Origin of the sequence: Chitinophaga jiangningensis, from assembly GCF_900142605.1 — a bacterium.
Lineage (GTDB): Bacteria > Bacteroidota > Bacteroidia > Chitinophagales > Chitinophagaceae > Chitinophaga > Chitinophaga jiangningensis.
In genome coordinates, this window is record NZ_FRBL01000002.1 from 112865 (window position 1) to 137243 (window position 24379).

The 24379-nt window shown below is 48.6% G+C and carries 23 protein-coding genes; 7 read left to right on the forward strand and 16 right to left on the reverse strand.

The window, feature by feature from the left end; all coding sequences use genetic code 11:
• Positions 1-11: 11 nt before the first annotated feature.
• The 7 genes from rlmB to BUB18_RS05015 all read right to left on the reverse strand — a co-directional run bounded on the left by rlmB (position 12) and on the right by BUB18_RS05015 (position 6150).
• Positions 12-782 (reverse strand): 23S rRNA (guanosine(2251)-2'-O)-methyltransferase RlmB, encoded by a 771-nt coding sequence (rlmB, locus tag BUB18_RS04985; RefSeq protein ID WP_073079540.1) that lies wholly within the window; start codon positions 780-782, stop codon positions 12-14.
• Positions 783-818: 36 nt separating this feature from the next.
• Complete coding sequence (locus tag BUB18_RS04990; RefSeq protein ID WP_073078715.1) at positions 819-1370, reverse strand: NUDIX domain-containing protein; 552 nt, start codon at positions 1368-1370, stop codon at positions 819-821.
• Positions 1371-1399: 29 nt separating this feature from the next.
• Positions 1400-1840, reverse strand: a complete 441-nt coding sequence (locus BUB18_RS04995) for a GNAT family N-acetyltransferase (RefSeq protein WP_073078717.1) — start codon at positions 1838-1840, stop codon at positions 1400-1402.
• Between the two features lie 132 nt (positions 1841-1972).
• Entirely contained in the window at positions 1973-2887 is a 915-nt protein-coding gene (locus BUB18_RS05000) for an EamA family transporter (RefSeq protein WP_073078718.1), read from the reverse strand.
• A gap of 7 nt (positions 2888-2894) precedes the next feature.
• A complete protein-coding gene (locus BUB18_RS05005) occupies positions 2895-4286 on the reverse strand; it encodes a pyridoxal phosphate-dependent decarboxylase family protein (protein ID WP_073078720.1) in 1392 nt (463 codons plus the stop codon).
• Positions 4287-4724: 438 nt separating this feature from the next.
• On the reverse strand, positions 4725-5207 hold the full coding sequence (locus BUB18_RS05010) for a methylated-DNA--[protein]-cysteine S-methyltransferase (protein WP_143159837.1): 483 nt from the start codon (positions 5205-5207) through the stop codon (positions 4725-4727).
• 7 nt (positions 5208-5214) lie between these two features.
• Complete coding sequence (locus tag BUB18_RS05015) at positions 5215-6150, reverse strand: DNA-3-methyladenine glycosylase family protein (protein ID WP_073078721.1); 936 nt, start codon at positions 6148-6150, stop codon at positions 5215-5217.
• Positions 6151-6251: 101 nt separating this feature from the next.
• Between BUB18_RS05015 and BUB18_RS05020 the strand changes: the two genes are divergently transcribed.
• Positions 6252-7679, forward strand: coding sequence for an aminotransferase-like domain-containing protein (locus BUB18_RS05020; protein WP_073078723.1), 1428 nt, complete (start codon positions 6252-6254; stop codon positions 7677-7679).
• A 79-nt stretch (positions 7680-7758) separates the two neighbouring features.
• On the opposite strand, the gene BUB18_RS05025 is transcribed toward BUB18_RS05020, so the two are convergent.
• The 5 genes from BUB18_RS05025 to BUB18_RS05045 form a co-directional block, all read right to left on the reverse strand.
• On the reverse strand, positions 7759-8508 hold the full coding sequence (locus BUB18_RS05025) for an SDR family oxidoreductase (protein WP_073079544.1): 750 nt from the start codon (positions 8506-8508) through the stop codon (positions 7759-7761).
• 256 nt (positions 8509-8764) lie between these two features.
• Entirely contained in the window at positions 8765-9514 is a 750-nt protein-coding gene (locus BUB18_RS05030; protein WP_073078725.1) for an SDR family oxidoreductase, read from the reverse strand.
• Positions 9515-10055: 541 nt separating this feature from the next.
• Complete coding sequence (locus BUB18_RS05035) at positions 10056-10325, reverse strand: ArsR/SmtB family transcription factor (RefSeq protein WP_073078726.1); 270 nt, start codon at positions 10323-10325, stop codon at positions 10056-10058.
• Between the two features lie 265 nt (positions 10326-10590).
• Positions 10591-11958 carry a HAMP domain-containing sensor histidine kinase gene (locus BUB18_RS05040; RefSeq protein ID WP_073078727.1) on the reverse strand — a complete coding sequence of 456 codons (1368 nt, stop codon included), beginning with the start codon at positions 11956-11958 and terminating at the stop codon, positions 10591-10593.
• Between the two features lies 1 nt (position 11959).
• Entirely contained in the window at positions 11960-12643 is a 684-nt protein-coding gene (locus BUB18_RS05045; protein ID WP_073078728.1) for a response regulator transcription factor, read from the reverse strand.
• Positions 12644-12723: 80 nt separating this feature from the next.
• Here BUB18_RS05045 and proB point away from each other — a divergent pair, with 80 nt between their 5' ends.
• Both proB and BUB18_RS05055 read left to right on the forward strand, forming a co-directional pair.
• A complete protein-coding gene (proB, locus tag BUB18_RS05050) occupies positions 12724-13758 on the forward strand; it encodes a glutamate 5-kinase (protein ID WP_073078729.1) in 1035 nt (344 codons plus the stop codon).
• Positions 13759-13770: 12 nt separating this feature from the next.
• Complete coding sequence (locus BUB18_RS05055; RefSeq protein WP_073078730.1) at positions 13771-15021, forward strand: glutamate-5-semialdehyde dehydrogenase; 1251 nt, start codon at positions 13771-13773, stop codon at positions 15019-15021.
• A gap of 78 nt (positions 15022-15099) precedes the next feature.
• Here the strand turns inward: BUB18_RS05055 and BUB18_RS05060 are convergent, their stop codons facing one another.
• A complete protein-coding gene (locus BUB18_RS05060) occupies positions 15100-16173 on the reverse strand; it encodes a class I fructose-bisphosphate aldolase (protein WP_073078731.1) in 1074 nt (357 codons plus the stop codon).
• A gap of 98 nt (positions 16174-16271) precedes the next feature.
• Here BUB18_RS05060 and BUB18_RS05065 point away from each other — a divergent pair, with 98 nt between their 5' ends.
• The 4 genes from BUB18_RS05065 (at position 16272) to BUB18_RS05080 (ending at position 21655) form a co-directional block, all read left to right on the forward strand.
• A complete protein-coding gene (locus tag BUB18_RS05065; RefSeq protein WP_073078732.1) occupies positions 16272-16856 on the forward strand; it encodes a histidine phosphatase family protein in 585 nt (194 codons plus the stop codon).
• 9 nt (positions 16857-16865) lie between these two features.
• Positions 16866-17387 carry a GNAT family N-acetyltransferase gene (locus BUB18_RS05070; protein ID WP_073078733.1) on the forward strand — a complete coding sequence of 174 codons (522 nt, stop codon included), beginning with the start codon at positions 16866-16868 and terminating at the stop codon, positions 17385-17387.
• Positions 17388-17595: 208 nt separating this feature from the next.
• Complete coding sequence (locus tag BUB18_RS05075; protein WP_073078734.1) at positions 17596-18804, forward strand: 6-bladed beta-propeller; 1209 nt, start codon at positions 17596-17598, stop codon at positions 18802-18804.
• A 4-nt stretch (positions 18805-18808) separates the two neighbouring features.
• On the forward strand, positions 18809-21655 hold the full coding sequence (locus BUB18_RS05080; RefSeq protein ID WP_073078735.1) for an outer membrane beta-barrel protein: 2847 nt from the start codon (positions 18809-18811) through the stop codon (positions 21653-21655).
• A 40-nt stretch (positions 21656-21695) separates the two neighbouring features.
• Here BUB18_RS05080 and BUB18_RS05085 read toward each other — a convergent pair whose 3' ends face one another.
• The 3 genes from BUB18_RS05085 to BUB18_RS05095 form a co-directional block, all read right to left on the reverse strand.
• Complete coding sequence (locus BUB18_RS05085) at positions 21696-22391, reverse strand: SIP domain-containing protein (RefSeq protein WP_073078736.1); 696 nt, start codon at positions 22389-22391, stop codon at positions 21696-21698.
• Between the two features lie 59 nt (positions 22392-22450).
• Entirely contained in the window at positions 22451-23317 is an 867-nt protein-coding gene (locus BUB18_RS05090; RefSeq protein WP_073078737.1) for a helix-turn-helix domain-containing protein, read from the reverse strand.
• Positions 23318-23421: 104 nt separating this feature from the next.
• Positions 23422-24189 (reverse strand): class I SAM-dependent methyltransferase, encoded by a 768-nt coding sequence (locus tag BUB18_RS05095; protein ID WP_083549386.1) that lies wholly within the window; start codon positions 24187-24189, stop codon positions 23422-23424.
• Between the last annotated feature and the right edge of the window lie 190 nt (positions 24190-24379).

Genomic DNA, 24379 nt, shown 5'->3' on the forward strand with positions numbered 1-24379 from the left:
ATAAGATCCGGTTACATCCGCTGCTTCATGGATTCGTAGAGGATGATCCCTGCTGCTACGGATACGTTGAATGATTCAAACTTACCCGCCATCGGGATGCGGAACAGTACATCGGATGCTTTACGCAGGGCCGGGAATACGCCTTTATCCTCGGAGCCCATGATCACGGCCACTGGTTCGGTGAGGTCGCACTCATGCAGCATGGTTTCGGTTTCCATTTCGCTGGTAAGCACTTTGATACCGTTGAGATGCAGGGTATCAATGGCTTTGAGCAAACTGTTTACCCGACAAACTGCAATTCTTTCCAGGGCGCCGGCAGAGGATTTCATGGCTTCTTCGTTGAGAGCAGCCACGCCTTTGTCCGGTATGATGATGGCCTGTGCACCACAACACACTGCGCTGCGGGCAATGGCACCGATATTACGAACATCTGTAATACCATCCAGGATGAGGAACAGGGGTGTTTGTCCCTGATCAGTTACATGAGAAATCACATCCTGCAAATCCAGGTAGGTAACATTACCGGCCAGGGCAATAACACCTTGGTGATTGGCCTGGGTAAGCCCGTTGAGCTTTTCCACCGGTACCAGGTTTACAGGTATATTGTAAGATTGTGCCGCTTCTTTGATCTGTGGGATAATATCTCCCGTTGCACTGCGGAGCATGAATATGCGCTCGATAGGCTTGCCACTGTTGATAGCTTCTATAACAGGCTGGCGGCCTATGATCAGCGATGACTGCTTCGGACGCGGGCTCGTGTGCTTCTTAAATTTCCTTTCCATTGGCACAAAGATACTAGTCCTTGCGGACATACCGAGCTAGTACCCCAGCAGTCGCAGTTTCATTCGCTGGATAGCCGCCACGGATATGGAATCCGTGATTTCCATGTCCTGCACCATCCGGTAGGCTTCTTCAAAAGGCACCTTGCGTATGGTGAGCTGCTCGGTTTCTTCCGGCTCCGACTCCCCCTGGTGCAGGCCTCTGGCCAGAAACACCACTGCCGTTTCGTCGGTAACGGAGTTGGACGTATCAATACGGGTAAGCAGTTCCCATTCGGATGCTACCAGCCCTGTTTCCTCCAGCAACTCTCTCTTGGCTGCATCCAGCGGATCCTCGTCCAGCGCTCCCCCGCCCTCTGGCAGCTCCCAGCTGAAGCGGTTCAGCGGAAAACGGAACTGCCCCACCAGGTAGGTATTCATCTCCTCATCCAAAGCTAATACACCAATGGCCACATTTTTAAAATGCACGACGCCATAAATACCGGGGTTGCCGGCAGGGTTCAGCCCTTCGTTATGTGTAATCCTGATCCAGTTGTTTTCGTACTTCGTTTCACTGGAATGTATTTTCCAGGGATTCTGATGTTTATCCATCCTGTAAATGTAAAATGAAAAATGAACGGTTAAACGGACAGATAGTAGTAATAGAAATCGGTGTCTTTCTTAAATCCTTTTTCTTCGTACAGTCGCTGTGCGGTTTCGTTAGTCACCTCCGTTTGTAACGTTACATATCCTGCTCCGGTATCGATGGCCAGCTGTCGGGCTGCATCCACCAGCATGCTGCCGGCACCTTTGCCACGATGGGCTTCCAGGACAAATAAATCGTTCAGCAACCAAGCACGTTTCATGCCAAGAGAGGTAAAAATTGGATAAAGCTGCATAAAACCTACGATTTCGTCCGATTCGAGGGCCACATAAATGCGACTCTCCCCTTTTTCCATGCGCTCGGAAATGAATTTCAGCGCCCCTTCAAAATCAGGTGCTGCCTTATAAAAAGTACGGTAAGTATCGAATAATACAGCCACTTCATTGAGGTGCAAAGTGCTTGCCTGGATGATTTCCATTTGAATAGTTTTTAATAATGCTCAAGTTAACCCTTTTCCCTAAAAATAGTTCAGATGCCTGATCCGGTAAATACCGGGGCGGCATCTGACTATACTTCTACCTTAAAATTTTTCGTATATCTGTTTACGTTATTATTCTGTTAACGCCAGCTGCTTATTTTTTGCCACGGCTCCATTTACCAGGTACACGCCAAACAACGTTATCAGGGTACCAATTCCCATCATCCAGGTGAGCTCCTCTTTGAGCCAGAACCAGCCCAGCAGCACCGCCACAATCGGATTGATGTAGGCATATACGGCGGCCAGCGAGGTAGGCATGTTATTCAGTACGTACACATAAGCACCGTATGCCAGCAGTGAACCTACCAATATCAAATAGAGCAGACTTTCCCATAGCTCCGCACTGAAGGTGGAAAATTGAATTGACTCCCTTATGAACAAAGTAGATATCAACAACATGACCGCCCCTCCGAACAGCATCTGATAGCCGGCTCCATAGAGGAAATTAATATGCAGGGCCCATTTGGCAGTAAGCACAGAACCCAGTGCCCAGCACATGGAGGCAAACACACATAACATAATACCAAAGCGAAAATCAGGATTCATCATACTCGCCAGGTAGTTATAAAAGATAGCTGCCACTCCCGCAAAGCCCAGCAGCAGCCCAATTCCCAGTTGCAGACTGATGCGGGTACGCTGCACCAGGAAAAAGCTGAAAAGTGTGATCCATATAGGAACAGTGGCGCTAATGATAGCACCCAGCCCACTGGGAATGTACTTCATGGACCAGGTCATTAACCCGTTGCTACCTACCAGCATCAGCAGCGAGATCATAAATAGTTTTCCTAACACGGCCCGCGGTGGCACCGCATTTCCCCGTACCAGGAAAAATAAGACAAGGATTAATCCTGCGGTACCCTGCCGCAGTCCTGAAAGGGTAATCCCGTGCAGGTGACGCACTCCAATGCTGGAAGCCATATAGGTGGTGCCCCAGAATATGCTAACGATGGCGAGTGCCAGGTATCCGATAGGTGTTGCTTTACGCATGGCTCAATTATATTGTGGTTAACAGTTGCTGCATAGTTTCCCATACCAGCGCTACGTCTTCCGTGGTGGTACGCCAGTTGACCAAAGCCGCCCTGATGGCGGGCTGTCCCTGGTATTGCGTTTTCGTCATGTATACTACGCCGCTCGCGTTCAGTGCCTGCAATAAGGCCTCTACTTTGGCTGCCTGCTCCGCTGCTTCCACATCTACCGTAAAACAAACCACACATAACCGCACTGGTGCGAGCAATTTTAGCCGTGCATCCGAAGCGATGTAAGTCCCCAACTGCCGCGCGAGCTTCACATTGTTTTCCACGATGTGCCGGTAGCCATCCTTACCATAAGCCTGTAACGTAAACCAGGCGGGCAATGCCCTTAAGCGCCGGGAGTTTTCAGGCACGTAATTATTGTAATGAAATTCCTCCTGCGGATCACCAAGGTATGCGGCGCCGGGATTTTGAAACACGCTCACCTGCAACTGCGGATGGCGACTGAAAATCATGGCGGAATCATATGGCACGTTCAGCCATTTATGCGCATCGATGGTGATGCTATCGGCCTGCTCCCAGCCTTTCAGCAAATGGCTGAAATCCGGACTGCAAGCGGCGAAACCACCGAAAGCAGCATCTATGTGCAGCCAGAAATTATACTTTTTCTTTAGTGCCACCATCGCTTCGATATCATCGAAATCAACAGTGTTTACCGTGCCTGCATTGGCAACTACTATAACCGGCTGACCGGGATTTTCACGCAGGTAATATTCGAGTGCGTGCACCTCTACCGCTTCCCGGTTGGGAATGGCTGGTATACGCACCAGGTTATTACGACCTATACCCAGCATAGACAAAGATTTGAGAATACTGGAATGGGGTACTGCGGATAGGATTTTAAGATTGGGGAGAGATGCTATCCCTTCTGCTGCCACGTTTACCCCGAGCTGCTCCCCCAGCCACTGCCGGGCAATAGCCAGTCCGGTGAAATTAGCGGTGGTAGCGCCGCTCACAAAGGCACCAAAGAAATGCTCCGGAATCCCGAAGAGCGACTTCAACTGTTGGATTGCATCTTTTTCGATGTGTAATGCTGCTGAACCGCTGCTGGAACCGTTCATATCTGTAGCGCCGGCTATCCAGTCGCCCATCAGCGCAGCCGGTGTTACACCACCGGTTACAAAGCCCCAGTAGCGGGGGCCACTGCCGGCGGCCAGGTGGTTACCATACAACGCAGTGAACTTTTCCAGCGTTGCTGCTGCCCCAATCCCTTGTTCAGGAAGCGTGGCAGCGGGCAGCGACGGAATAATACGATGTGGGGCGAGTGAATTTAATCCGGCGAGATACTTACTGGTGAATGCCTGACTGAGGGCTAATAACTGATCTGTGGACTGTAAATCTGCTGCTAATTTCATTGTGCCGGAATTAAGGGTGAAACAATCATTCGCTAATCGCGACACAAAATTCATACAATTCCGGTTGCTAAAACAGATTCAGTTTTGCAAATTTTATACAGATCAGATTTTTTCCCGGCAAGGATTGTATCTTTTTTCTCGCAAAGGGACATAAGGATTTTAAGCTGGGGCTTTAGGCGCCTTCGGCGCCAGGGTGCGATCTTTTTTGCACGCAAAGCAGCAAAGCAGGTAAGCAGCTAAGGCTTGTGTTTTGTTGTTTGTGTTTTGTTGTTGAAGAGCGATTTATTTGTTTTCCGCCGTCGGCGGAAAACAAATCTCCGTGAGTAAAGACCTTCGGTCTTTACTCACGGAGAAAAAAATTATCGGAACATAATGCAGGCCTTTGCTGCTTATGCCCCTTATGCTGCTTTGCGAGAAAAAAAATTCGCGTGATAACATTCATCTCAGCCCTGTGAAGAGGTCGCCTCTTTCATGATCCAGCAGCCACCGTTTGCGCCACAGACCACCTGCATAGCCCGTCAATACACCGTTTGCGCCTACCACCCGGTGGCAGGGTACAATAATAGCGAGGGCATTTTTGCCGTTGGTGGTACCTACTGCGCGTATGCTCTTCACGTTATTAATGCGTTTGGCGAGTTGCAGGTAGGTAATGGTATGGCCGTAAGGGATTTTTACGAGCTGATTCCATACGGTATGCTGAAAAGTGGAACCATGCTGGGAGATGGGCAGGTCGAATTCGCGCCGGTCGCCCGCGAAATATTCAAAAAGCTGCTGCGCGCATTCCAGCAGCAGTGGCGGGGCTTCGTGAAAATCTTCTTCCGGGTCGTCTGTAAAATGCACGGAGGTAATATACGCGGTGGTGCCGCTAATCAGCAGTGCTCCAACGGGGGTGTCTATACGAAGATGATACAGCGTATCCATATATAATTTATTGGGGTAGTAATGTTCTCCACAGATAAAAGGTAGCATAGGCGGCATGTTGGCCCCATTTGCCGGTGATTTCTTTCAGCTGCGCTGCGGTTGGTTTGGCTTCCAGCTGCAAACGCGCTTTGATTGCGTTATGCAGGCCGGCGTCTTCCAGGGGCAGCGCTTCCGGAAAGCGACCATATTTCATCAGAATATAGTTAGCGGACCAGTTACCGATTCCTTTGAGTGCAAGCAATCGCTCTTTTGCCTGCTGGTAATCCATGCGGTCCAGTGCTTCCATTGAAAAAGTACCATTCACTATTTCCTGTGCCGTGGCAATCAGGTACCTGGCCTTGCCGCCGGAAAACTGCATGCCTGCCAGTACCTCCGGGGTAAGTGCAGCAATCACTTCCGGGCGTGGGAACAGGTGGAAGGTATGCCCATCCAGCGCTACGCTGTAGCCGAAGTGGGTGATCAGCCGCTGGCGCAAGGTATAGGCAAATGTCAGGTTGATTTGTTGCCCTATGATCGTCCAGCACAGCGTTTCGAATAAATCCGGGATACCGATCAGCCGCAGGCCTTTGTATCTCTCCGGCAGGCCCGACAGCAAAGGATTTTGAGCAGCATAATCATAAAACGACTGCAAGCTCCCATCCAGGTGCAGCCAGCGCGTTACATAACGGGTGATATAGGCAATGGCTTTTTCCGTGAGGGCTGGTACCCGTTCCGTCAGCTCCGGAAAAGTTACCGGTGACATCTCCACTATTAATTGATGACCTGTTTCACCTGTAACCGTGATCAGCACCGGGATACCATCTGCTACCACCAGTTTCTGCAAGGTGCCGTTACGGATAAAATGCAGATTTTCCTTATCCGATCTGCCCAGGAACACCAGGCATGCTGCAAATGAAAAATTACCGGGGTCGTTGATGTCCACTAAAATCTGCTGCGACTTCATATCCTACAAAAATAAAAAAACGGTGCACAGTTGCAAGCCCGATTATTGCGAAAAAACAGATTCAATTTACTACTTTTACACCATATCAGATTTTCAACGAGATGTTTAAAACAGCAGAACACCTATATATCCAGGTAGCGGATAATATTGAGCAACTGATAGAAAAAGAAGTGCTTAAAATCGGCGAAAAGCTGCCATCCGTACGCACTTTAAGCAAGCAACAGGGGATTAGTCTGAGTACAGCCTTTCAGGCGTACTATCACCTGGAATCGAAGGGATTGATTGAATCGCGCCCTAAATCCGGCTACTACATCCGGTTTAACAGCAAGCGCATGCCGGACCTGCCTGCCAGCTGCGAGCCTGTAAAGAAGGCAGCAGAAGTAACTGTGCATGAAATGGTAGCAGCTGTATATAATCTGATGGCGGCGCCGGACATCGTGCGGTTTTCCGTAGCCACGCCGCCACCGGAGATACTACCTGCTGCAAAGATGGCAAAAGCAGTAGTACAGGCCCTGCGCGAGTTACCTGATTACGGGGTAGCCTATGATCCTTTGCAGGGAAATCTGCGGCTACGGCGGCAGTTGGCGCTGCTGTCGCTCAGCTGGGGTGGCGCCTATACGGAAAATGATGTGGTGACTACCAACGGCTGCGTAGAGGCGCTAACGTTATGCCTCAGTGCCGTTACCCAGCCTGGCGATACGATTGCGATTGAAAGTCCGGCCTACTACGGTGCATTGCAACTGGCCGAAGGCCTGGGCCTGAAAGTGCTGGAAGTGCCTACACATCCGGCTACCGGCGTGGACCTGGCTTATCTGGATAAAGCTATACCCCGGCATAAAATTAAAGCCTGTTTGTTTGTGCCCAATTTCAATAATCCCATTGGGTGTTGCATGCCGGATAAGCAAAAAAAGGAGCTGGTGGGTATTATAGAGAAGTATGATATCGCGCTGATAGAGGACGATATTTATGGGGACCTGTACTTTGGTAAACAGCGCCCTGCTACCTGCAAAACCTTTGATAAGAAGGGTAATGTGTTGTACTGCAGCTCGGTTTCAAAATCTGTAGCGCCGGGCTTCCGCGTTGGCTGGACGATGCCGGGCAAATACAAGGATCGCATTCTGCAGCTGAAACATATGCATGCCATAGCATCGCCGAGTATTACGCATGCGGCAGTTGGTAATTTCCTGGAAACGGGGCGTTATGAAAATCATTTAAGAAATCTCAGGAAGAAATTACATACCCAGTATCTGCGGTATTCGCAGGCCATCATGGAGTATTTCCCGGAGAGTGCCCGTGTGAGCCGCCCGCAGGGAGGCTGTGTATTGTGGATTGAACTGGAGGGGCATATTAATACCTATGAACTATTTCAGCAGGCACTGAAGCACAAGATCAGTATAAGCCCAGGCAGGATATTTACGTTGCAGGACCGTTACAGCAACTGTATGCGGCTCAGTTATAGTGTGCCCTGGAGCAAGCAGGTGGATGATAGTCTGAAAACATTAGGGAAGCTGCTGCGCAGGATGGGATAACCCAAAAGTATTTCCCGCCAGGAAGCTACCTGCGGGAAATACCGGGACAATTACAACATTACAAATCAACATTTCAAGATTATCCTGCCAGCGGATGAACGGCGAGGCCACCGTCAACATTTACTTCGGAACCGGTAATGAAGCTGGCATCCGGAGATGCGAGGAAGCTCACCAGTTTGGCTACTTCTTCGGGTTTACCAATGCGCTTAAGTGGTACCAGGTTACCGAACTGGTCAACTGTGCCTTTGTCGATGCCGGCCTTATCGAATATCGGGGTGAAAATGGGCCCTGGATTTACCGCATTTACACGAATATTTTTAGCTGCAAGTTCTCTGGAGAGCGTGCGGGCGAGCGAGTTGAGGGCCGCCTTGCTGGCGCTGTACACGGATGCATTAGGCATACCGCTGATAGCGTTGATGGAGGAGAGAAATATGATGCTGCCGCCTTCATTGATCAGTGGCAGGAGGTATTGAGCGGTAAAGAAGGCGCCTTTGAAGTTGATGTCCATGGTATTGTCGAAGATATCTTCGGTAGTATCTTCAAAGCTGGCGAATTTTCCTACGCCGGCGTTGATGAAGAGCACGTCTATTTTACCATAACGGTTTTGAATATACGCAGCCAGTTCTTTGGTGTCTGCGAGGGATTGCTGATCAGCAGTGAACCCTGCTGCCGGCTCACCGAGCTGTTGTACCGCTTTATGTACGGCGTCTGCATTACGGCCGGTGATAAGCACCCTGTATCCTTTCTTTAAAAATTCTTCTGCTGTAGCGTATCCTATTCCACTGTTGCCACCTGTGACAACGACTGTTTTATCCTGATAAGTACTCATTTTTTTAAACATTTAAATATTTCGATATAATAGAGGAAAAAATTTTGGGGCAACCTATCCCGCCTGCTGTGGGAAGATTCAGAGAGAGTGAAACCTCCGGTTTCATTACTCCTGAATAGCCACAAGGAAGTATTTACAAATATCCCTCCTTGCTGGATAAGACCTTGGAGCCCGACAATGGATGAAGTGGTTTATAAGGGGTGATGGATGAAGTCGACCTGGTTGGAGAATACAATTACAATTATGGCAAATTGGGTTACCCTGCTAATGGATGAACAGAGAAGCCTCCGTCGATATTGATTTCGGCCCCATGTACAAAGCTGGCTTCGCGGGAGCTGATAAAGCCTACCATACTGGCTATTTCTGCCGGTTGTGCCACTCTGCCCAGTGGAATGCGGCTGGCCATGAATGAAAGAGTATCTTCTCCCAAACCTGCTTTTTGTAAAATGGGTGTGTTTACGGGACCGGGAACGATGGTATTTACCCGGATGTTGCGTGGGGCTAGTTCTCTGGACAATGTTCTGGCCAGGGAACTGAGGGCCGCCTTGCTCGCCGAGTGTACTGCTGCTCCCGGCATACCGCCGTTTGCATTGCTGGAAGAGAGGAACACAATACTGCCGCCTTCTTTCATAAGTGGCAGCAACTGCTGCACCGTGAAAAATGCTCCTTTGAAATTAATGTTCATCAGTTCGTCAAATAGTTCTTCTGTTGTTGCTTCAAATGGTCCGAACTTCCCGATACCGGCGTTGATAAAGAGCACGTCTATCTGGCCGTAGCGGGAGCGGACAAATTCCGCCAGTTTTGTGGTGTCTTCCAGTGATTGCACATCTGCCTTGAATCCTTCGGCCGGATAGCCCAGCTGGTGTACGGCCTTTTGTATGGCTGCAGGGTTTCTACCTGTGATCAGCACGCGGTAACCTCTTCCTAAAAATTCTTCTGCCGTAGCATAGCCTATTCCGCTGTTGCCGCCAGTGATGACGATCGTTTGCTGTTGTTTCTTTACCATTGCTGTTGTTGAATTACCTGTGTGAACAGATAGAAATCCCTTTTTAGCTATACAATCTGTTATGATGAACTCAGCGTATTTTTTAGTGAAGATCTTTCTCTCGCAAAGCAGCGTAAGATGCATAAGCAATAAAAGCCTGCATTATTCTGATAAGTTTTTATCAGCGGAGAGACCTTCGGTCTCTCCGCTGGGTAGGTATTTTCCGCCGTTGGCGGAAAATACCTACTTCCATACCCTGCTTTGCGAGAAAAAAAGAACTACAACAATCAAATAATCTGAGGAAATTCCTCTGCTGTGGAAGGTTCCGCTCTCCCCGCACCCGTTGCGGGGAAAGCGCCTCCGTTTGTACTTACCATTAACCAAAATCTGCCTTCAATGCCCGTTTTGAAAACAGATCGCTTATGATTCCTTTGATTTATTTAAAAGTTTCGATGTTTAAACATTTAAAAAAAGAGATTTACATCTCCCATATCTAAACATTTAAAAAAATCGATGTTTCAACGGATAAAAAAAGCTGGTAGCTTTCTCTACGAGAAGCTGATCAGCTCAATTTAAGAAAGAACATCGACAGCTGTTTCATCATCTCTTTATTGATGGTGAGTTCCAGCACGCGACCGGTCTTTGTTGAATTAAGAACTCCACTGTCCACCAGGATCTTTACGTGGTGAGACACAGTAGGCTGAGATAAACAAGTCAGACCGCACATATCGCCACAAGCCATACTTCCTTTTTTCGCGATCTCCATCAGAATGGATAACCGGTGTTTGTCCGCTATGGCATTGGCTGCTTTTTCAATTAATCCCAAATCCATGATGCAAATGTAGTACTAATTTTGAAATATCGAAATTTTTCGATGAATTTTTTTTGAAAGGAATTTTTGACTTCCGGAAAATGCAAATTTACATATTATAATGAGTACCGCCAGGACCTAAAAACGTTTCCGCTGTCACCCTTTTATAACCCAGGGCGCAAGCCCTGGGTTATAAAAGGGTGGGGGCCGCCACTGGCGGCCCCCACACCCTCTCATTAAGCGAACAACGGGGATAAGGGCGCCGAAGGCCCCCTTATCCCGTCTGTTAATTAAAAGCAAATTCCACTGTAAACGTAGTCCCCTGCCCTTCCCTCGACACCACACTGATCTTCCCCTTGTGCAGCCTGATGATCCTCGAAGCCAGCGGCAGCCCAATACCCGTACCATCGGCATACTGCCCGTTAGCCCCCCGGTAAAAAGGCGTGAAGATATTAGGCAGGTCCTTTTTCACAATACCCACCCCATGATCACTGAAACGCAATATCGTATGCCCTTTGAACCAGGTTACCACCACCTGCATCTCATGGTTGTCGGAAAACTTACACCCGTTTTCCATCAGGTTCACAAAAGCCACCTTTAACAGGTATTCATTTCCTTCAATAGATAAATAATCCGGCGCGTCCTCGCCTTCTTCAAAATTTACATTGATCCGGTAAAAAGGGAAAGCTTTCAGCACCTCTTCCCTGCCCTCCATCAGCACCTCATCCAGGCGGAGCGGTTTAAACCTGATCTCTGCGGGATCATAACTGGCCTTGGCCAGGTCCAGCAGACTGTTAGAGAGTCGCACCAGCTGCCGTGCATCAGCAATGGCATGTTGCATACTTTGCAAATACTCATCAGCCGGCCTTTCCCGGGAAGCGGAAATTTCCAGCTCCGCCATCATAGCGGTTAGCGGGGTACGCAGCTCATGGGAGATGTTAGACACAAACTGCTTCTGGGCATCAAACGACTGCTCCAGCCGGTCGAGCATAGCGTTGAAGGTAACGGCCAGTTCCGCCATTTCATCCTTTCCATTGCCTTCCGGCACGCGCTTATCCAGGTTGGTAGCAGTGATCTCCTCTACCCGGTCCACCATTTGGGAAACCGGCCTGAGTGCCAGCCGGGCAAAGAAGTACGCGGCAATAATAATACAGATCAGGGCCCCCAGCCAGGAGAATCCCAGTATCCAGGCCAGGTACCGGAGTCGCGCATAGCCATACTCATCTTCCGCCACCGCCGTGATCAGGTAGTTTTTCCCCTGATGCCGGTACGAAAAGCCCACCACCTGCAGATGCCCCTGGTTGAAAAAGATTTCCTCGTTCTCCAGGATATTTTCCAGCATGGCAGGCGTTTCCTTCACCTTGTCAATATCGGCCGCATCATGGTACAGCAGTTGAAATGTAGTATCGTAAATGGCAATTTCTTCCTGGGCCAGATTTCCGCTGCTGTTGCGGTAAATCAGCTGCAGCACCTGCGGATCTATGTGCGCATCCAGGAGCAGGTTAGCCTTTGTGATGGCTTGCCGGTGGAGGTTTTTATAGTAGTCTTCCTCACGGTCACGGGCATATGAAATATAAATCACAATCACCAGCAAAAGTAAAATAGCCGCAGTGATCCCGGAAATCAATAGCGTCAGCCGCGTTCGGATTTTCATTTTATCCAGCTTTTAAAATGAAGCCCATACCTGTTCTGGTATGGATCAGTTTTACTGCAAAATCTTTATCAATCTTTTTTCTAAGGTAATTTATGTAGACGTCAATGAAGTTAGTCCCCGTGTCATAGTGTGTGTCCCATACGTTCTCGGCCAGCTCCGTGCGCGAAACCACCACTTCCGGGCGTTGCAGGAAGTATTCCAGCAGCCGGAATTCTTTCGGAGTCAGACTGATTTCCACGCCATCCCTGTTCACCGTCTTAGCGCGGAGGTCCATTTGCAGGCCTGCATATTGCAGCACCCTGGAGGGCTGCTGCCGGCGGCCACCGTAGCGCTTCAGCAGGGCTTTGATCCTCACCTGCAGCTCCCGCAGGTCAAAAGGCTTCACCAGGTAATCGTCTGCACCGGCTTCAAAGCCTTCTACCTTATGATCCGTAGTATCGAGGGCGGTGAGCATCAACACGGGTATATCCGGCAAAGCCTCGCGGATACTGCGACTGAGCGACAACCCATCCACCCCTGGCAGGATGATATCGGTGATCACCAGCTCAAACTCGCCGGTGAGGGCCAGTTTGAGCCCTGCATTGCCATCGCGGGCCAGCGTAACTTCGTAACCACTCTCCTCTAAACCGCGCCTGATAAGCGTTCCAACACGTTCTTCATCTTCTATGACTAAGATCCTGATCATATCCAAATGTCTGTAATTATGCGCTAACGTTATTAAAGTTCGTAGTATTTCAATATTTTGTCGGCAAATTCTTAAAAATTGTGAGCAAACCAATACTTGTCATAAAATTTGGAACCGCGTCCATCACCCGGGAAAACGGTGACCTGGACGAAACGGTGATCGCCGGCATTGCCCGTCAGGTAGCGGAGTTGCACGCATCCTATCATATCGTGCTGGTATCATCCGGCGCAGTGGCCGCAGGCAGGCAACATCTGAAAAATTATTCCGGCAGCATCAGCGAGCGCAAAGCCGCCGCCGCTATCGGCAACCCCCTGTTGCTGAGCAAATACAGTAAATACTTTGCCCCGTACGATATCGCTGTTGCCCAGAGCCTCTGCGAACGCCACCACTTTTCCAACAGGGAACAGTTCCTCCAGCTCAAACGAACATACGAAGAACTGTGGGAAAACAATATCATCCCCATCGCCAACGAAAACGATGTTGTCAGCAACACAGAACTGAAATTTTCTGATAACGATGAACTGGCCACCCTCATCGCTGTTGGCTTTGGCGCCACGCAGCTGCTGTTTAGCACTTCCGTAGCCGGTGTACTGGATCGGGAAGGAAAAGTGGTGCCGAAAATTGATGTGATCGACCAGCACGCACTGGGCCTTGCAGATAAAGAGAAATCTGCCCTGGGACTGGGTGGCATGGTATCCAAACTCACCTTTGCGCGACTCGCTACCCGCATGGGCATACAGGTGGTAATATTCGGTATCCGTACTACCGACGGTATCCTGAACGCTATCAACGGCAACACCGGCACCCTGTGCCTGCCGCAGCCATGCAGTATGCCAGCCCGCCGCAAATGGCTCGCCAGCGGAAGCCTGGTAACAGGCCGCATCCTCGTGGATGCCGGCGCACAACAAGCCCTGGAAAGCAGACATTCCCTGCTCGCCGTAGGCGTAAAAGAAGTACTGGAAAAGTTTGAAGAAGGCGAGGTAATAGAAATGGTAAACGAAAATAATATAGCCGTAGCCGTAGGAAGGGCACGACTCTCTTCCGACATGCTGGAAAAAAGCGGCCGTCAACAAAATACAGAGGTAGCACATGCAGATGATATTGTGCTGCTGTAAATGACCCCCATCATGCAAAGCATAGACACCTTACTGGAACAGGCGCAGCAGGCTGCGCCTTCGCTCCGGCAGCTCAACGACGCACAGCGCCAGGAGCTGCTGAATGAACTCGCTGAAGTACTACAGCAAAAGACCACCGAAATTATGGCGGCCAATCAGCTGGACCTGGATAAAATGCCGGATGAAGATCCCAAAAAAGACAGACTCCTGCTCAACAGTGCACGTATCCGCGGACTGGCAGCAAGTTTAAAAGACATTGCCCGCCTCCCCGACCCCGCCAACGTGCTGGTATTGGAAAGGCAGCTGGAAAATGGTTTGCTGGTACAAAAGAAAACAGTTCCCTTAGGCGTAGTAGGTGTTATCTATGAATCACGCCCCAACGTTACCGTAGATGTGGCTGCCCTTTGCATTCGCTCCGGCAACGTATGTGTGCTCCGTGGCGGTACGGATGCGCTGCATACCAATACCATTCTCGTTAATATCATCCAGTCTCTCCTGGAAAAATACCATACCAACAAAAATGCGGTTACACTCATGCCGCCAGACCGTGCGCTGGTAGCAGATATGCTGGCTGCCGTGAAATATATCGACATCATTATTCCACGCGGCTCCCAGCAGCTGATCGACTTCGTACGCGCCAACTCCAAAGTACCCGTTATTGAAACCGGTGCAGGAGTTTGTCATACTTACGTGGAAAAGTCGGCCGACCTGGAACAGGCCGCCACCATCGTTACCAACGCCAAAGTATCCCGCCCATCCGTGTGTAATGCGCTGGATACCGTGCTGGTAGATGAAGCGGTAGCAGGGGAGTTTTTACAACTGCTCGCTCCGAAGCTGGCCGCTTATAAAGTAGACGTATATGCGGAACCGTTAGCATTTCATCTCCTCCAACAACATGCTTATCCGCAATTACATACCGCCACCCCGGAAGATTTTGGACGCGAGTTCCTGGACCTGAAATGCTCCGTAAAAGTAGTACCCGGCCTGGAAGCCGCCCTGGAACACATTCAGCGGCATTCTTCCAAACACTCGGAAGCCATTATTTCCCGCGATCCTGTTGCGAGTGAGCAGTTCATGAATACGGTAGATGCTGCAGCAGTATATGTAAATGCCTCCACCCGGTTTACGGATGGTGGTGTATTTGGATTAGGGGCAGAAATTGGTATTTCTACGCAAAAACTGCACGCCAGAGGACCGTTTGCACTGGAGAAACTGGTGACGGAGAAATGGTTTGTGTATGGCAGCGGGCAAATAAGAGAATAATCTTCGGAGTTTTAAGAGGGCCGCAGGCCCTCTTAAAACTCCGAAGATCGTGGGCCGAAGGCCCACGATCTTCGGAAACTATGCAATAGTTACTTCATTACTCAAATACACATCCTGAATAGCCTGCAGCAGCGCCACTCCTTCTTCCATCGGCCGCTGAAACGCTTTTCTTCCTGAAATCAACCCCGCTCCACCAGCACGCTTATTGATCACTGCCGAACGCACCGCATCTGCAAGGTCTCCTTCCCCGGCGGAGGCGCCACCGGAATTGATCAGGCCCATACGCCCCATATAGCAGTTGGCTACCTGGTAGCGGCAGAGGTCAATCGGGTTGTCACTGGTAAGTTCCGTATAGATGCGTTCATCCAGCTTGCCGTAGGTAGAGTTGCCTGTGTTCAGCGCCCTGTAGCCACCATTTACTTCCGGCAGCTTCTGCTTGATGATATCCGCCTGGATAGTCACGCCCAGGTGGTTGGCCTGCCCTGTGAGGTCGGCAGCCAGGTGATAGTCCACATCCTTCTTAAACGCGTCGTTACGGAGGTAACACCAGAGGATGGTGGCCATTCCCAGCTCGTGGGCATGCTCAAATGCCTGTGCAATTTCTACCAGCTGCCGGTCCGAATTATCAGAACCGAAATAAATCGTAGCGCCTACTGCTACCGCGCCCAGGTTCCAGGCTTCTTCCACGGTGCCATACAGCACTTCATCGAAGCGATTGGGATAAGTGAGCAGCTGGTTATGGTTAATTTTGACAATAAATGGGATTTTATGGGCATATTTACGCGAAACGGCTGCTAATACACCAAAGGTAGAAGCAACTGCATTACAGCCGCCTTCCAGGCCTAATTTCACGATATTTTCCGGGTCGAAATAAGCCGGGTTCTTCGCAAAGGATGCGCCCGCACTGTGCTCCACGCCCTGATCTACCGGTAAAATGGACATATAGCCGGTATTAGCCAGTCGCCCGTTGCCAAACAACTGCCCTAAACTCCGCAATACCTGCGGGTTGCGGCTGCTGTATCCGTAAATATCATTCACGGTTTCCGGACCCGGCATGTGTAAGGATGACTTATGGATCGTTTTACAGGAATGCTGGAGCAGCAACTCGCTGTCTTTCCCTAATAATTCACTGATTCTCTCAAAGGATAACATAACATAACTATTTTGGCTATCTAAATTTAACCTTTTGCATTCGAACCTACCCGAATGATTTTTTATCTTTGCAGATTAACATATCTATAAAAAACGAAATGACCACTCGTATAGCAATCATCAGACACGGAAGTACAGCCTGGAACAAAGCAGGAAAATTACAAGGCAGCTCGGATATTCCCCTGGACGAAGAAGGAAGAGAGCAGGCACGCAGGCTGGGATTACGCCTGATGGGTGAAACATACGATATCGTATACAGCAGCAGACTTCAACGCGCTAAAGAAACAGCGCAGATCATCGCCGATGCCATGCAGCATCCACATATTCTCCTGGAAGACGACCGCATCCGGGAAGCAGGCGGAGGCCTCACAGAAGGCACTACCGAGGAAGAAAGAGTAAGTAAATGGGGTAGCGACTGGAAACAGCTGGACCTGGGCATAGAAACCCCTGAAGAAGTAGTAGCCCGCGGCACCGAATTCTTATCTGAACTGGTAGCCAAATATCCCGGCAAAAAAATCCTGATCGTAAGCCATGGCGGATTTATCCGCAAAATGATCCGCGAACTGGTGCCGGATGCGCCTCATCAGCATATGTTGAAAAATACTTCCATTACAGAAATACTGCATTCAGATAATAGCTGGAGTTGCCATCTTTACAATTGCGTTCAGCACCTCGAAGATTAATCACAACTTATGCATACTGACTTTTATCCATTCCCCTCGCTCAGCACCAACCGGCTGCTCCTCAGGGAGTTACAGCTCACAGACGATGTTGCCATCCAGGCGCTGCGTTCTAACGCTGACGTAAATACGTACCTGGAAAGACCTGCAGCCATCGACCTGGCTGCAGCGCGGCAATTTATCACCAGCACCAACAACCGCTTCGCTAACGCAGAAGGGCTCTATTGGGTCATCACTACACCCTCATCTTCCCAACTCATGGGTACCATATGCCTATGGAACTACCAACCGGCAGACGGCAGCGTGGAAATCGGCTATGAACTCATGCCCAAATACCAACGCCAGGGATTTATGCAGGAGGCTATCGCCGCAGTGATCACCTTCGCCTTCACGCGCATACAGGCAAACGTGATCAAAGCAGAAGTAGACGTTTCCAACCAACCCTCGATCAAAGCACTGCAAAAACACGGCTTTACTGAAATACCACATCAACGCCTGCACGAAATTCTGCATTTTGAATTACGCAACAAATAGCAACAACTTATCCAGCCAAAGAAAAATATTTACAAAACCTATATCTGGTATTACATTTGATTAAATACAGCCGGTAAAAAATTCCCTGTATCATTCAAACCGTTATAGTTAAACAATGAAAATGCAAATCTCCCCGGGAATGTGAGTGTATCATCACCTCATTCCATACTGTTACATATACCTATTTTCTAACAACATCTCCCAATACATGATTCGAAAATCGCTGTTGGCAGGGCTGTTTACGCTCCTGTATTCCGGCTTGCAACTGTATGCACAGGAAAGGGTAATGCGCCTGGACCCTAAAATGGCCAGGGGTGGCACTACCGGCAAAATCTTTGAGACTATGGAATTTATTCCGCTGGAAACCACCAAAGCCAGTTTGTTTGGAAAAATTGATCAGCTGGAGGTTACTGATGATTATTACATTATCCTCGACGGTGCTACCAATTGCGTATTAATGTTCAAAAAAGACGGCAGCTTCTACAAAAAAATTGCAGGAGGCAGCCCGGATAATTACAGGAATCTGATACGGCATATTACGGTTGACCGAAATAAGCGGATTATTTACGTTCAACGTAATATGAAGCCCATGCGGGAAGGCTATGATTTTAATTGTAACCTTATCAGTAAAGACTCTGGTATCAAGGATAAATTCGTCAGTACCCTGCTTGCTAATGGTTACCTGGTGGCGCGGCATTTCTATAACCGTGACAACAAAAAAGACAGCGTGATAAATCGCATTGTGATTTATAAAGACTCGGTAATAACCAAAGGACTGCTGCCACTCAACTCTTTTGGCGGACCTGATGCAAATACTTTTACACTCGCCACTTCGCAAATGAATTTGCTGCGAAGTGAACAGGATACGGTGGTGTACCTCTCCGATTATAATGAGCAGGTAATATATCGTGTTACGAAAGATACAGCTACCACTTTTCTCCGCTTTATATTCCCACTGGCGCAAACCGTACCGCTGAATGCAATGCGCGATAGCATTGGCAAGCAAAGACCATGGGAATACTTCATAAAACACCCCAATTATATCAGCAGTATCGGCAACACAGCCATGATCGGTAATTACTTGGTATTCAGACTTAACACCTTTTCAAAGCCGGCTACCATGATCATGAACCTCAAAACAGGAAACATGATACAGCTGGAAAAAGTAAGTACAGACAGCAGTAGCTATTTCCTGCCGTTTGCCACTGGAAATGACTGGAATAATGAAGGCATTACCCAGATTGATAGTGGTTATCTGTATTGCGCTGCGGCTGCCTCCCTCATGTTTAGCGCCCTTGAGAGCAATACAGCATATCGTCAGGTAACCTACCCCGATCATCTGAAGCAATTTTTCAAAAAAGGAAAATCTTCCGACAATCCCGTACTCATCAGGTTTAAGCTAAAAGACAATCTCTAGAAAAATGAAATTTGTCCATATACTGTTTTACACGCTATTAATTGCTGTGGCTAGTCAGGCGCAGAAAAAAGATAGTACCACCCTGGGGAGCATTCATGGGAATGTAAAAGATTCTGCCTATGACTTTGTACTTCCGGCTGCCACCATTGCGGTTTACAGGGCGGCTGATTCCTCCCTGCTCACTTTTCAGCTGACGGACGGTCTGGGTGATTTCCATATCGAAAAAGTACCGCTGGAACTACCGTTGAAAATGGTAGTTACCTTCATGGGATATCAACCTCATATCATTAAAACAAAAATTCAGGCATCCGAAGTAAAACTTGATCTTAAAATAATTAACATGGAACGCGGGGCACATACATTGAAAGATGTAGTGATCACCCGGCCACCCGTGGAAATGAATGGCGATACGCTGGAATTCAATGCAGATGCCTTTAGGCTGGATTCTAACGCGGTAATCGAAGACCTGTTTAAGCGCCTGCCCGGCATTACTGTTTGGGGAGATGGGGCCGTCACCGTGAACGGTCGCACGATCAGTAAAATACTAATCGACGGAAAAGAGTTTTTCGGCGGCAATATTAATATGGCACTGGAGAATATACCCAAACAGGCAGTAGACAAGATCCAGGTATACCAGCACACCAAGGATCCTACTGTACCCAGCACGGATTCCACCACAGATATTAATATAAAGCTCAAAAAAGACTGGAAAACAGGTAAATTCGGCAAAGTATCAGCAGGGGCAGGCACCGATGACCGGTATGAGGCCGACCTGATGCTCAGTGGATACACTCCTAAAACACAGGTGGCGGTAGTAGCTGCCACCAACAACATCAATAAAAGTAGTAATAACCTCAACGATCTGTTCAATAATGGCTCCTACAAAAGTTTTTCAGGGATAGGTGCCTACAGGCCCGATTTTTCTCAAAGCGGCATACGCAAAACGGTAGCTGGTGGCCTGATATTCAGGAATGAATTCATTGAAGGAGGCAATGATTATAGTAAAAAAGATGCATTGGACGGCAATTTTAAAGTGGACCAGGGCTCTACCAGCAACCTGAACACCAATACCACCACTACCCTGCTCACCGCAGGCCAGTCACAAACCGCCTATGCAAACAACGCCAACAGGTACGATCAAACCACGATGAGTGGCAGCGTGCAATATGGCCAGATCAATGATAAACGCTCCCTTAACATTGTTGCAGATGGTTCGTATAACAACAGGGACCATTCCAATATCAACAGTAGCAATAACTTTGGCACCAACCATGAAGCATTGAGCAACAGCACTAGCACTTCTACTGGCACCAGTGATACCCGCAGGCTCGCCCTGAATGTATCTTATGGCAGCAGGAATGGCTCTGTTTACACAGCCGACAGTAAACGGCTAATGTATACCGTCAATTACCGGCTTACTAATACCGGCGACAATAGTATGTCAGACGGGGTCACTACTTTTAATTCACTGATCGATCATCAACGGAACCAATACTTCAACCGTCGGTACAACAACAACAGCAACGCCACAAGCCAGGTAGCGGATTTTAACATCAACAACCTGTCTCGGTTTATCCTGCCGGCATCCGTCAGGAAAAGCCTTTTGCTGAATATGAGTTTCAAAAATACAGCAGAACTCAACGGCAATAACAATAATGCTAATGTACTCGACTTTGATACCACCGGTAAGCGCTATCAATCAAATGCATACCTGTCCAACAGCACGAATGGTACGACCATCAGAGAAGTACCACAAATCGAGATCAACCGCACTTTTTTCAAGTTCTTTGCAAACCGGTATAACCGCAGCATTACTTTTGCCATAAATGGTTCCCAGGAATTTTTTTTCATGAAAAATAATTCAGACAAAGCTTTTCAGAACCTGAGCAGACAGTATAGCAACTTCCTCCCAGGCGCCAGCATCAGGTGGAATAAGTATGTCGATAACCGCAGTTACACCAGCTTTAACCTGGACTACAAGCAAGCCATGGCTTATCCAACTATTAACCAGCTGGCTCCGTTGATCGACAGCAGTAATGTGATGAACATCACCACCGGTAACCTGAACCTCGAATCAGTTAAAAGCCACGAAATAAAGTTTAACTACAATTACAACTCGCAATCGAGAGTGAACACCTTTTTTTATGGCATTAACAGTAGTTACACCCTTACACCCAACGCAGTGGCAGACAGTACTATTTACGATGAAGATGGCAAAACCAGGCGCTACTGGATTAACGGTAACGGGCGTACGATATTTTACACCAATGCCTACTTGAAGAAAGGCCTGAAAATTCAAAAACACACCATTAGTGTGGAACCAAATTTTCGCTTTAGCAACGAAAAATTCTCGACATATGTGAACTCTATCAATAGTGAATTCAGTTCCAACAGCCTGGGCATGAGCCTTGCCGTTAATTACGAATGGCTGGATAAATTCCGAGTGTCGCTGAAAGAAGACCTTTCGATGTCCACCTCCAAACAGAGCTATCGTAATAATACCAGTGATGCTACCAATAACTCCCTGGCGCTTACAGGATCCTGGCAAGTGTTAAAGGGCTTATGGGTGCAAAGCATGCTGGAGCGCAACACCAGGATCAGTACAGGCATTGAAGGCAACCGGTTTACTATCTGGTCCGCCAATGTTACTTATCGTTTCCTTAAAGGAAAAAATGCGGAAGTAAGACTGGCGGCCTTTGACATCCTCCATCAGAACCAGGGTTTACAGACGTATACCAGTGGAAACATTATCCAGCGTTCACAGAACAATGTAATGCAGCAATTTTTCCTATGCACGTTTGCATATTATCCGCGATTTTTTGCACAGCGGTCGCCGAAGAAAGCACCGTAACAGCTATTAAAGGAGAGGCTTCTGGTCTCTCCTTTTTCATCTACCAAAAGCCCTGGGCCTTTATACTACCATTTTCTATCCCGAGCTGCCGCAGGAATTTTCGTGTATTACCCACCAGTTTTGAATTACCTGCGAGATAAAACACATAGTCAGTTCCTGTGGGCAGTTCTTCCAGGTAATTATCCAGTTGCGTAAAGTAATCTTCGTGGCGGCAGATGGTATGTAAGTTAAGCCAGGAGTAGTTTTCAGCTACCATCTCTTTATGTGCAGGCTTGTTTACCATCATGAAGCCGGTGGTGTTGGTATGATTACCTGCCAGCTGCTGTAATGCGCTAAAATGGCCGATTGCAGTATGATCCCCGATAAACACGGGGGTGGTGCCCGGTATGGGCGAGTGCCGTACGGAGTCGATAGAGGCGTAATACAGTTCGCTGCCTGCTTGCAACGTACGCAGCCATTGGCTGCCGCGGCCCGGGTGGCTACCGTCAATAAACAGGGTACAGGTTTTGGTATCTACATCCCATCTGGCGGGCGTGTAGTCGCAGTAGTGAAAGTTACTGATCCGGGTGGCAATGCGTTGCGCGGCTGTCCAGTTTTCTGGTTTTGCCTGCGGCAGATGCAGGTCCAGCTCATAAAAATCGCCCGTTTCCCAACAGCGCACCGCCAGTATGGTGGCGGATTTAACGAAGATATTTTCGAGAAAGGATAGCTCCTTTTTTCTTGTTAGTGTTTCCATACCACAAAGCAATCGCATTGTGCTGGTGGAAAATGGTACTGAAAGGGGAAGTGATTGGACTATTCACGGAATTGCTTCCGGAACATCAACGCTGTGCTGCCGGTTACTTTTTTAAAGAGGCGGGTGAAATAACCTACGTCTTCATAGCCCAGGTCGTAGGCGATTTCAGTAACGGTCATGCCCGTGTGATACAGCATGCGTTTGGCTTCCAGTATTACCAGCTGCTGGATATGCTGTGATACCGGGAGGCCGGTAATATCTTTTATCGTGTCATTGAGATGGGTGGCGGTAATATGCAGTGCGCCGGCGTAATCGGCCGGACTTTTCCACTCTTTAAAATGGTTTTGAAGCAGCTGCTGAAATTCCCTGTTGATGATGGCTGCGCGGGTAGTATGCTGGAAATCCGCGCCGGAATCGTCCAGGTTCTCGGCGATGAGTGCCAGCATGGCTTGCAGTAAACCGTGCAGGGAAAGTGCCTTGAAACCGTTGTGCTGCTCATCTTTGAGGCGGGTCATGATTTCCAGTATTTCATCCAGTTGCTCCAGCAGGTCTTCCGCGGGCCGGAAGCCGGTGTTAGTCGCAAACCACTGATCGATATAGGGATTAAGGGCGGCAGGCATCAGCGATGTGTCAAAGCTCACCGTATAGGCGCGGGCGTTAGTAACTTCTTTCAACTGGTGCACCTGCCCTGGCAGGATCATGAGGATAAACGCCCCTGACATCTCCACAGACCTGAAATCAATTGTACCATGGAAACGCCCGTCGAAACTGATAGCCAGCAAATAGTGATCATCGCGGTGAGGCGCAAACAGGTCGTGATTTTCGGACACCTCCGTCACCATATCCGCGTGGGTATGTATTTCTATTCCGGCCTTTACGTAGTCCGGTAATCTGTAATGAGGAATAGGCGCCTTTCTCGATTTCATCCGGTAAAAGTAACACCTATTGTTTTCCGATGTAACACCGGTTGCGCAAAGAACTTTTCCACAACCCACTTAAACCCGCCAGCAACAAGGATCTCCGCCAGCAATTATTTTGATTTTTTCCAGATAGTATTGAATCCGCCAGTACAGCCCAGCGGTAATATTTCAGCTACCTGGCAGTCGAAAGTCTGTAACGATTTTATCTTTTTGGTAAGGAGTGAAAACGGAAATACATCTTCTACAAAATTGGTTTTGGAAAAACGGATGATCTCAAATTTATTAGCCTTTGCCAGTTGCTGCAAATCCTTAGTGGTAAAGAATTGTACGTGATCCAGGTTATCCGCCTGGGATTGTACCGTGGTACCTTTATAGCCCAGCATATGCTTGACTTTATTCACCACGGCCTGTAAGCGCGGGCTTTTACGCAGGCGCAGCATGGGTTTGGTCACCAACACCTCCCGCGGGCCCATGCCGTTAGGCACGGTCACGATCAGGGTACCATTATCCTTCAGCGACTGATAAATCGTGTGTAGCAATACACCAGGTTCGTGCAGGTGTTCGAGCACTTCGCTGCAAATGATCGCATCGTATTGCTGACCACTGGCAATTAATTCTTCCGCGCTGATTACGGCAAACTGTACATTGGGAAGGGTATTTTTACTTTGGGCTACCGCGATGGTTTTTTCGCTTACATCTATACCCAGCACTTCGTAGCCAAACTGACCAAGGTGGCGGGTAATTACACCGTTACCACAGCCTACATCGAGGATCCGGGCGTTGGCAGGAATAGCAGATTGCAGGCTGTCAGTAATAAAGTTCAGGCGCTTAATATCGGTAATGCGCTCGTATTCATAAGTAATCTTGGGGGACATCATGTAGCAATACTACAAAAAATTTGATTTTTATTTTCCAAATTATCCTGTGCCTTCGGCACAGGATAATTTGGAAAGAGCGGTGCCGATGGCACCGCTCTTTCCAAATCTTAACAACAGCCTGCAATGGGTGATAGTTTCAGGGGTAGCCCACCGGTGGCCCCGCGCTTTCCAAAATTATAACAGCCCTGCG

Coding starts and splice junctions, on each gene's coding strand:
- rlmB (WP_073079540.1), bottom strand. CDS start 782: ATGGAAAGGAAATTTAAGAAGCACACGAGCCCGCGTCCGAAGCAGTCA.
- BUB18_RS04990 (WP_073078715.1), bottom strand. CDS start 1,370: ATGGATAAACATCAGAATCCCTGGAAAATACATTCCAGTGAAACGAAG.
- BUB18_RS04995 (WP_073078717.1), bottom strand. CDS start 1,840: ATGGAAATCATCCAGGCAAGCACTTTGCACCTCAATGAAGTGGCTGTA.
- BUB18_RS05000 (WP_073078718.1), bottom strand. CDS start 2,887: ATGCGTAAAGCAACACCTATCGGATACCTGGCACTCGCCATCGTTAGC.
- BUB18_RS05005 (WP_073078720.1), bottom strand. CDS start 4,286: ATGAAATTAGCAGCAGATTTACAGTCCACAGATCAGTTATTAGCCCTC.
- BUB18_RS05010 (WP_143159837.1), bottom strand. CDS start 5,207: ATGGATACGCTGTATCATCTTCGTATAGACACCCCCGTTGGAGCACTG.
- BUB18_RS05015 (WP_073078721.1), bottom strand. CDS start 6,150: ATGAAGTCGCAGCAGATTTTAGTGGACATCAACGACCCCGGTAATTTT.
- BUB18_RS05020 (WP_073078723.1), top strand. CDS start 6,252: ATGTTTAAAACAGCAGAACACCTATATATCCAGGTAGCGGATAATATT.
- BUB18_RS05025 (WP_073079544.1), bottom strand. CDS start 8,508: ATGAGTACTTATCAGGATAAAACAGTCGTTGTCACAGGTGGCAACAGT.
- BUB18_RS05030 (WP_073078725.1), bottom strand. CDS start 9,514: ATGGTAAAGAAACAACAGCAAACGATCGTCATCACTGGCGGCAACAGC.
- BUB18_RS05035 (WP_073078726.1), bottom strand. CDS start 10,325: ATGGATTTGGGATTAATTGAAAAAGCAGCCAATGCCATAGCGGACAAA.
- BUB18_RS05040 (WP_073078727.1), bottom strand. CDS start 11,958: ATGAAAATCCGAACGCGGCTGACGCTATTGATTTCCGGGATCACTGCG.
- BUB18_RS05045 (WP_073078728.1), bottom strand. CDS start 12,643: ATGATCAGGATCTTAGTCATAGAAGATGAAGAACGTGTTGGAACGCTT.
- BUB18_RS05055 (WP_073078730.1), top strand. CDS start 13,771: ATGCAAAGCATAGACACCTTACTGGAACAGGCGCAGCAGGCTGCGCCT.
- BUB18_RS05060 (WP_073078731.1), bottom strand. CDS start 16,173: ATGTTATCCTTTGAGAGAATCAGTGAATTATTAGGGAAAGACAGCGAG.
- BUB18_RS05065 (WP_073078732.1), top strand. CDS start 16,272: ATGACCACTCGTATAGCAATCATCAGACACGGAAGTACAGCCTGGAAC.
- BUB18_RS05070 (WP_073078733.1), top strand. CDS start 16,866: ATGCATACTGACTTTTATCCATTCCCCTCGCTCAGCACCAACCGGCTG.
- BUB18_RS05075 (WP_073078734.1), top strand. CDS start 17,596: ATGATTCGAAAATCGCTGTTGGCAGGGCTGTTTACGCTCCTGTATTCC.
- BUB18_RS05080 (WP_073078735.1), top strand. CDS start 18,809: ATGAAATTTGTCCATATACTGTTTTACACGCTATTAATTGCTGTGGCT.
- BUB18_RS05085 (WP_073078736.1), bottom strand. CDS start 22,391: ATGGAAACACTAACAAGAAAAAAGGAGCTATCCTTTCTCGAAAATATC.
- BUB18_RS05090 (WP_073078737.1), bottom strand. CDS start 23,317: ATGAAATCGAGAAAGGCGCCTATTCCTCATTACAGATTACCGGACTAC.
- BUB18_RS05095 (WP_083549386.1), bottom strand. CDS start 24,189: ATGATGTCCCCCAAGATTACTTATGAATACGAGCGCATTACCGATATT.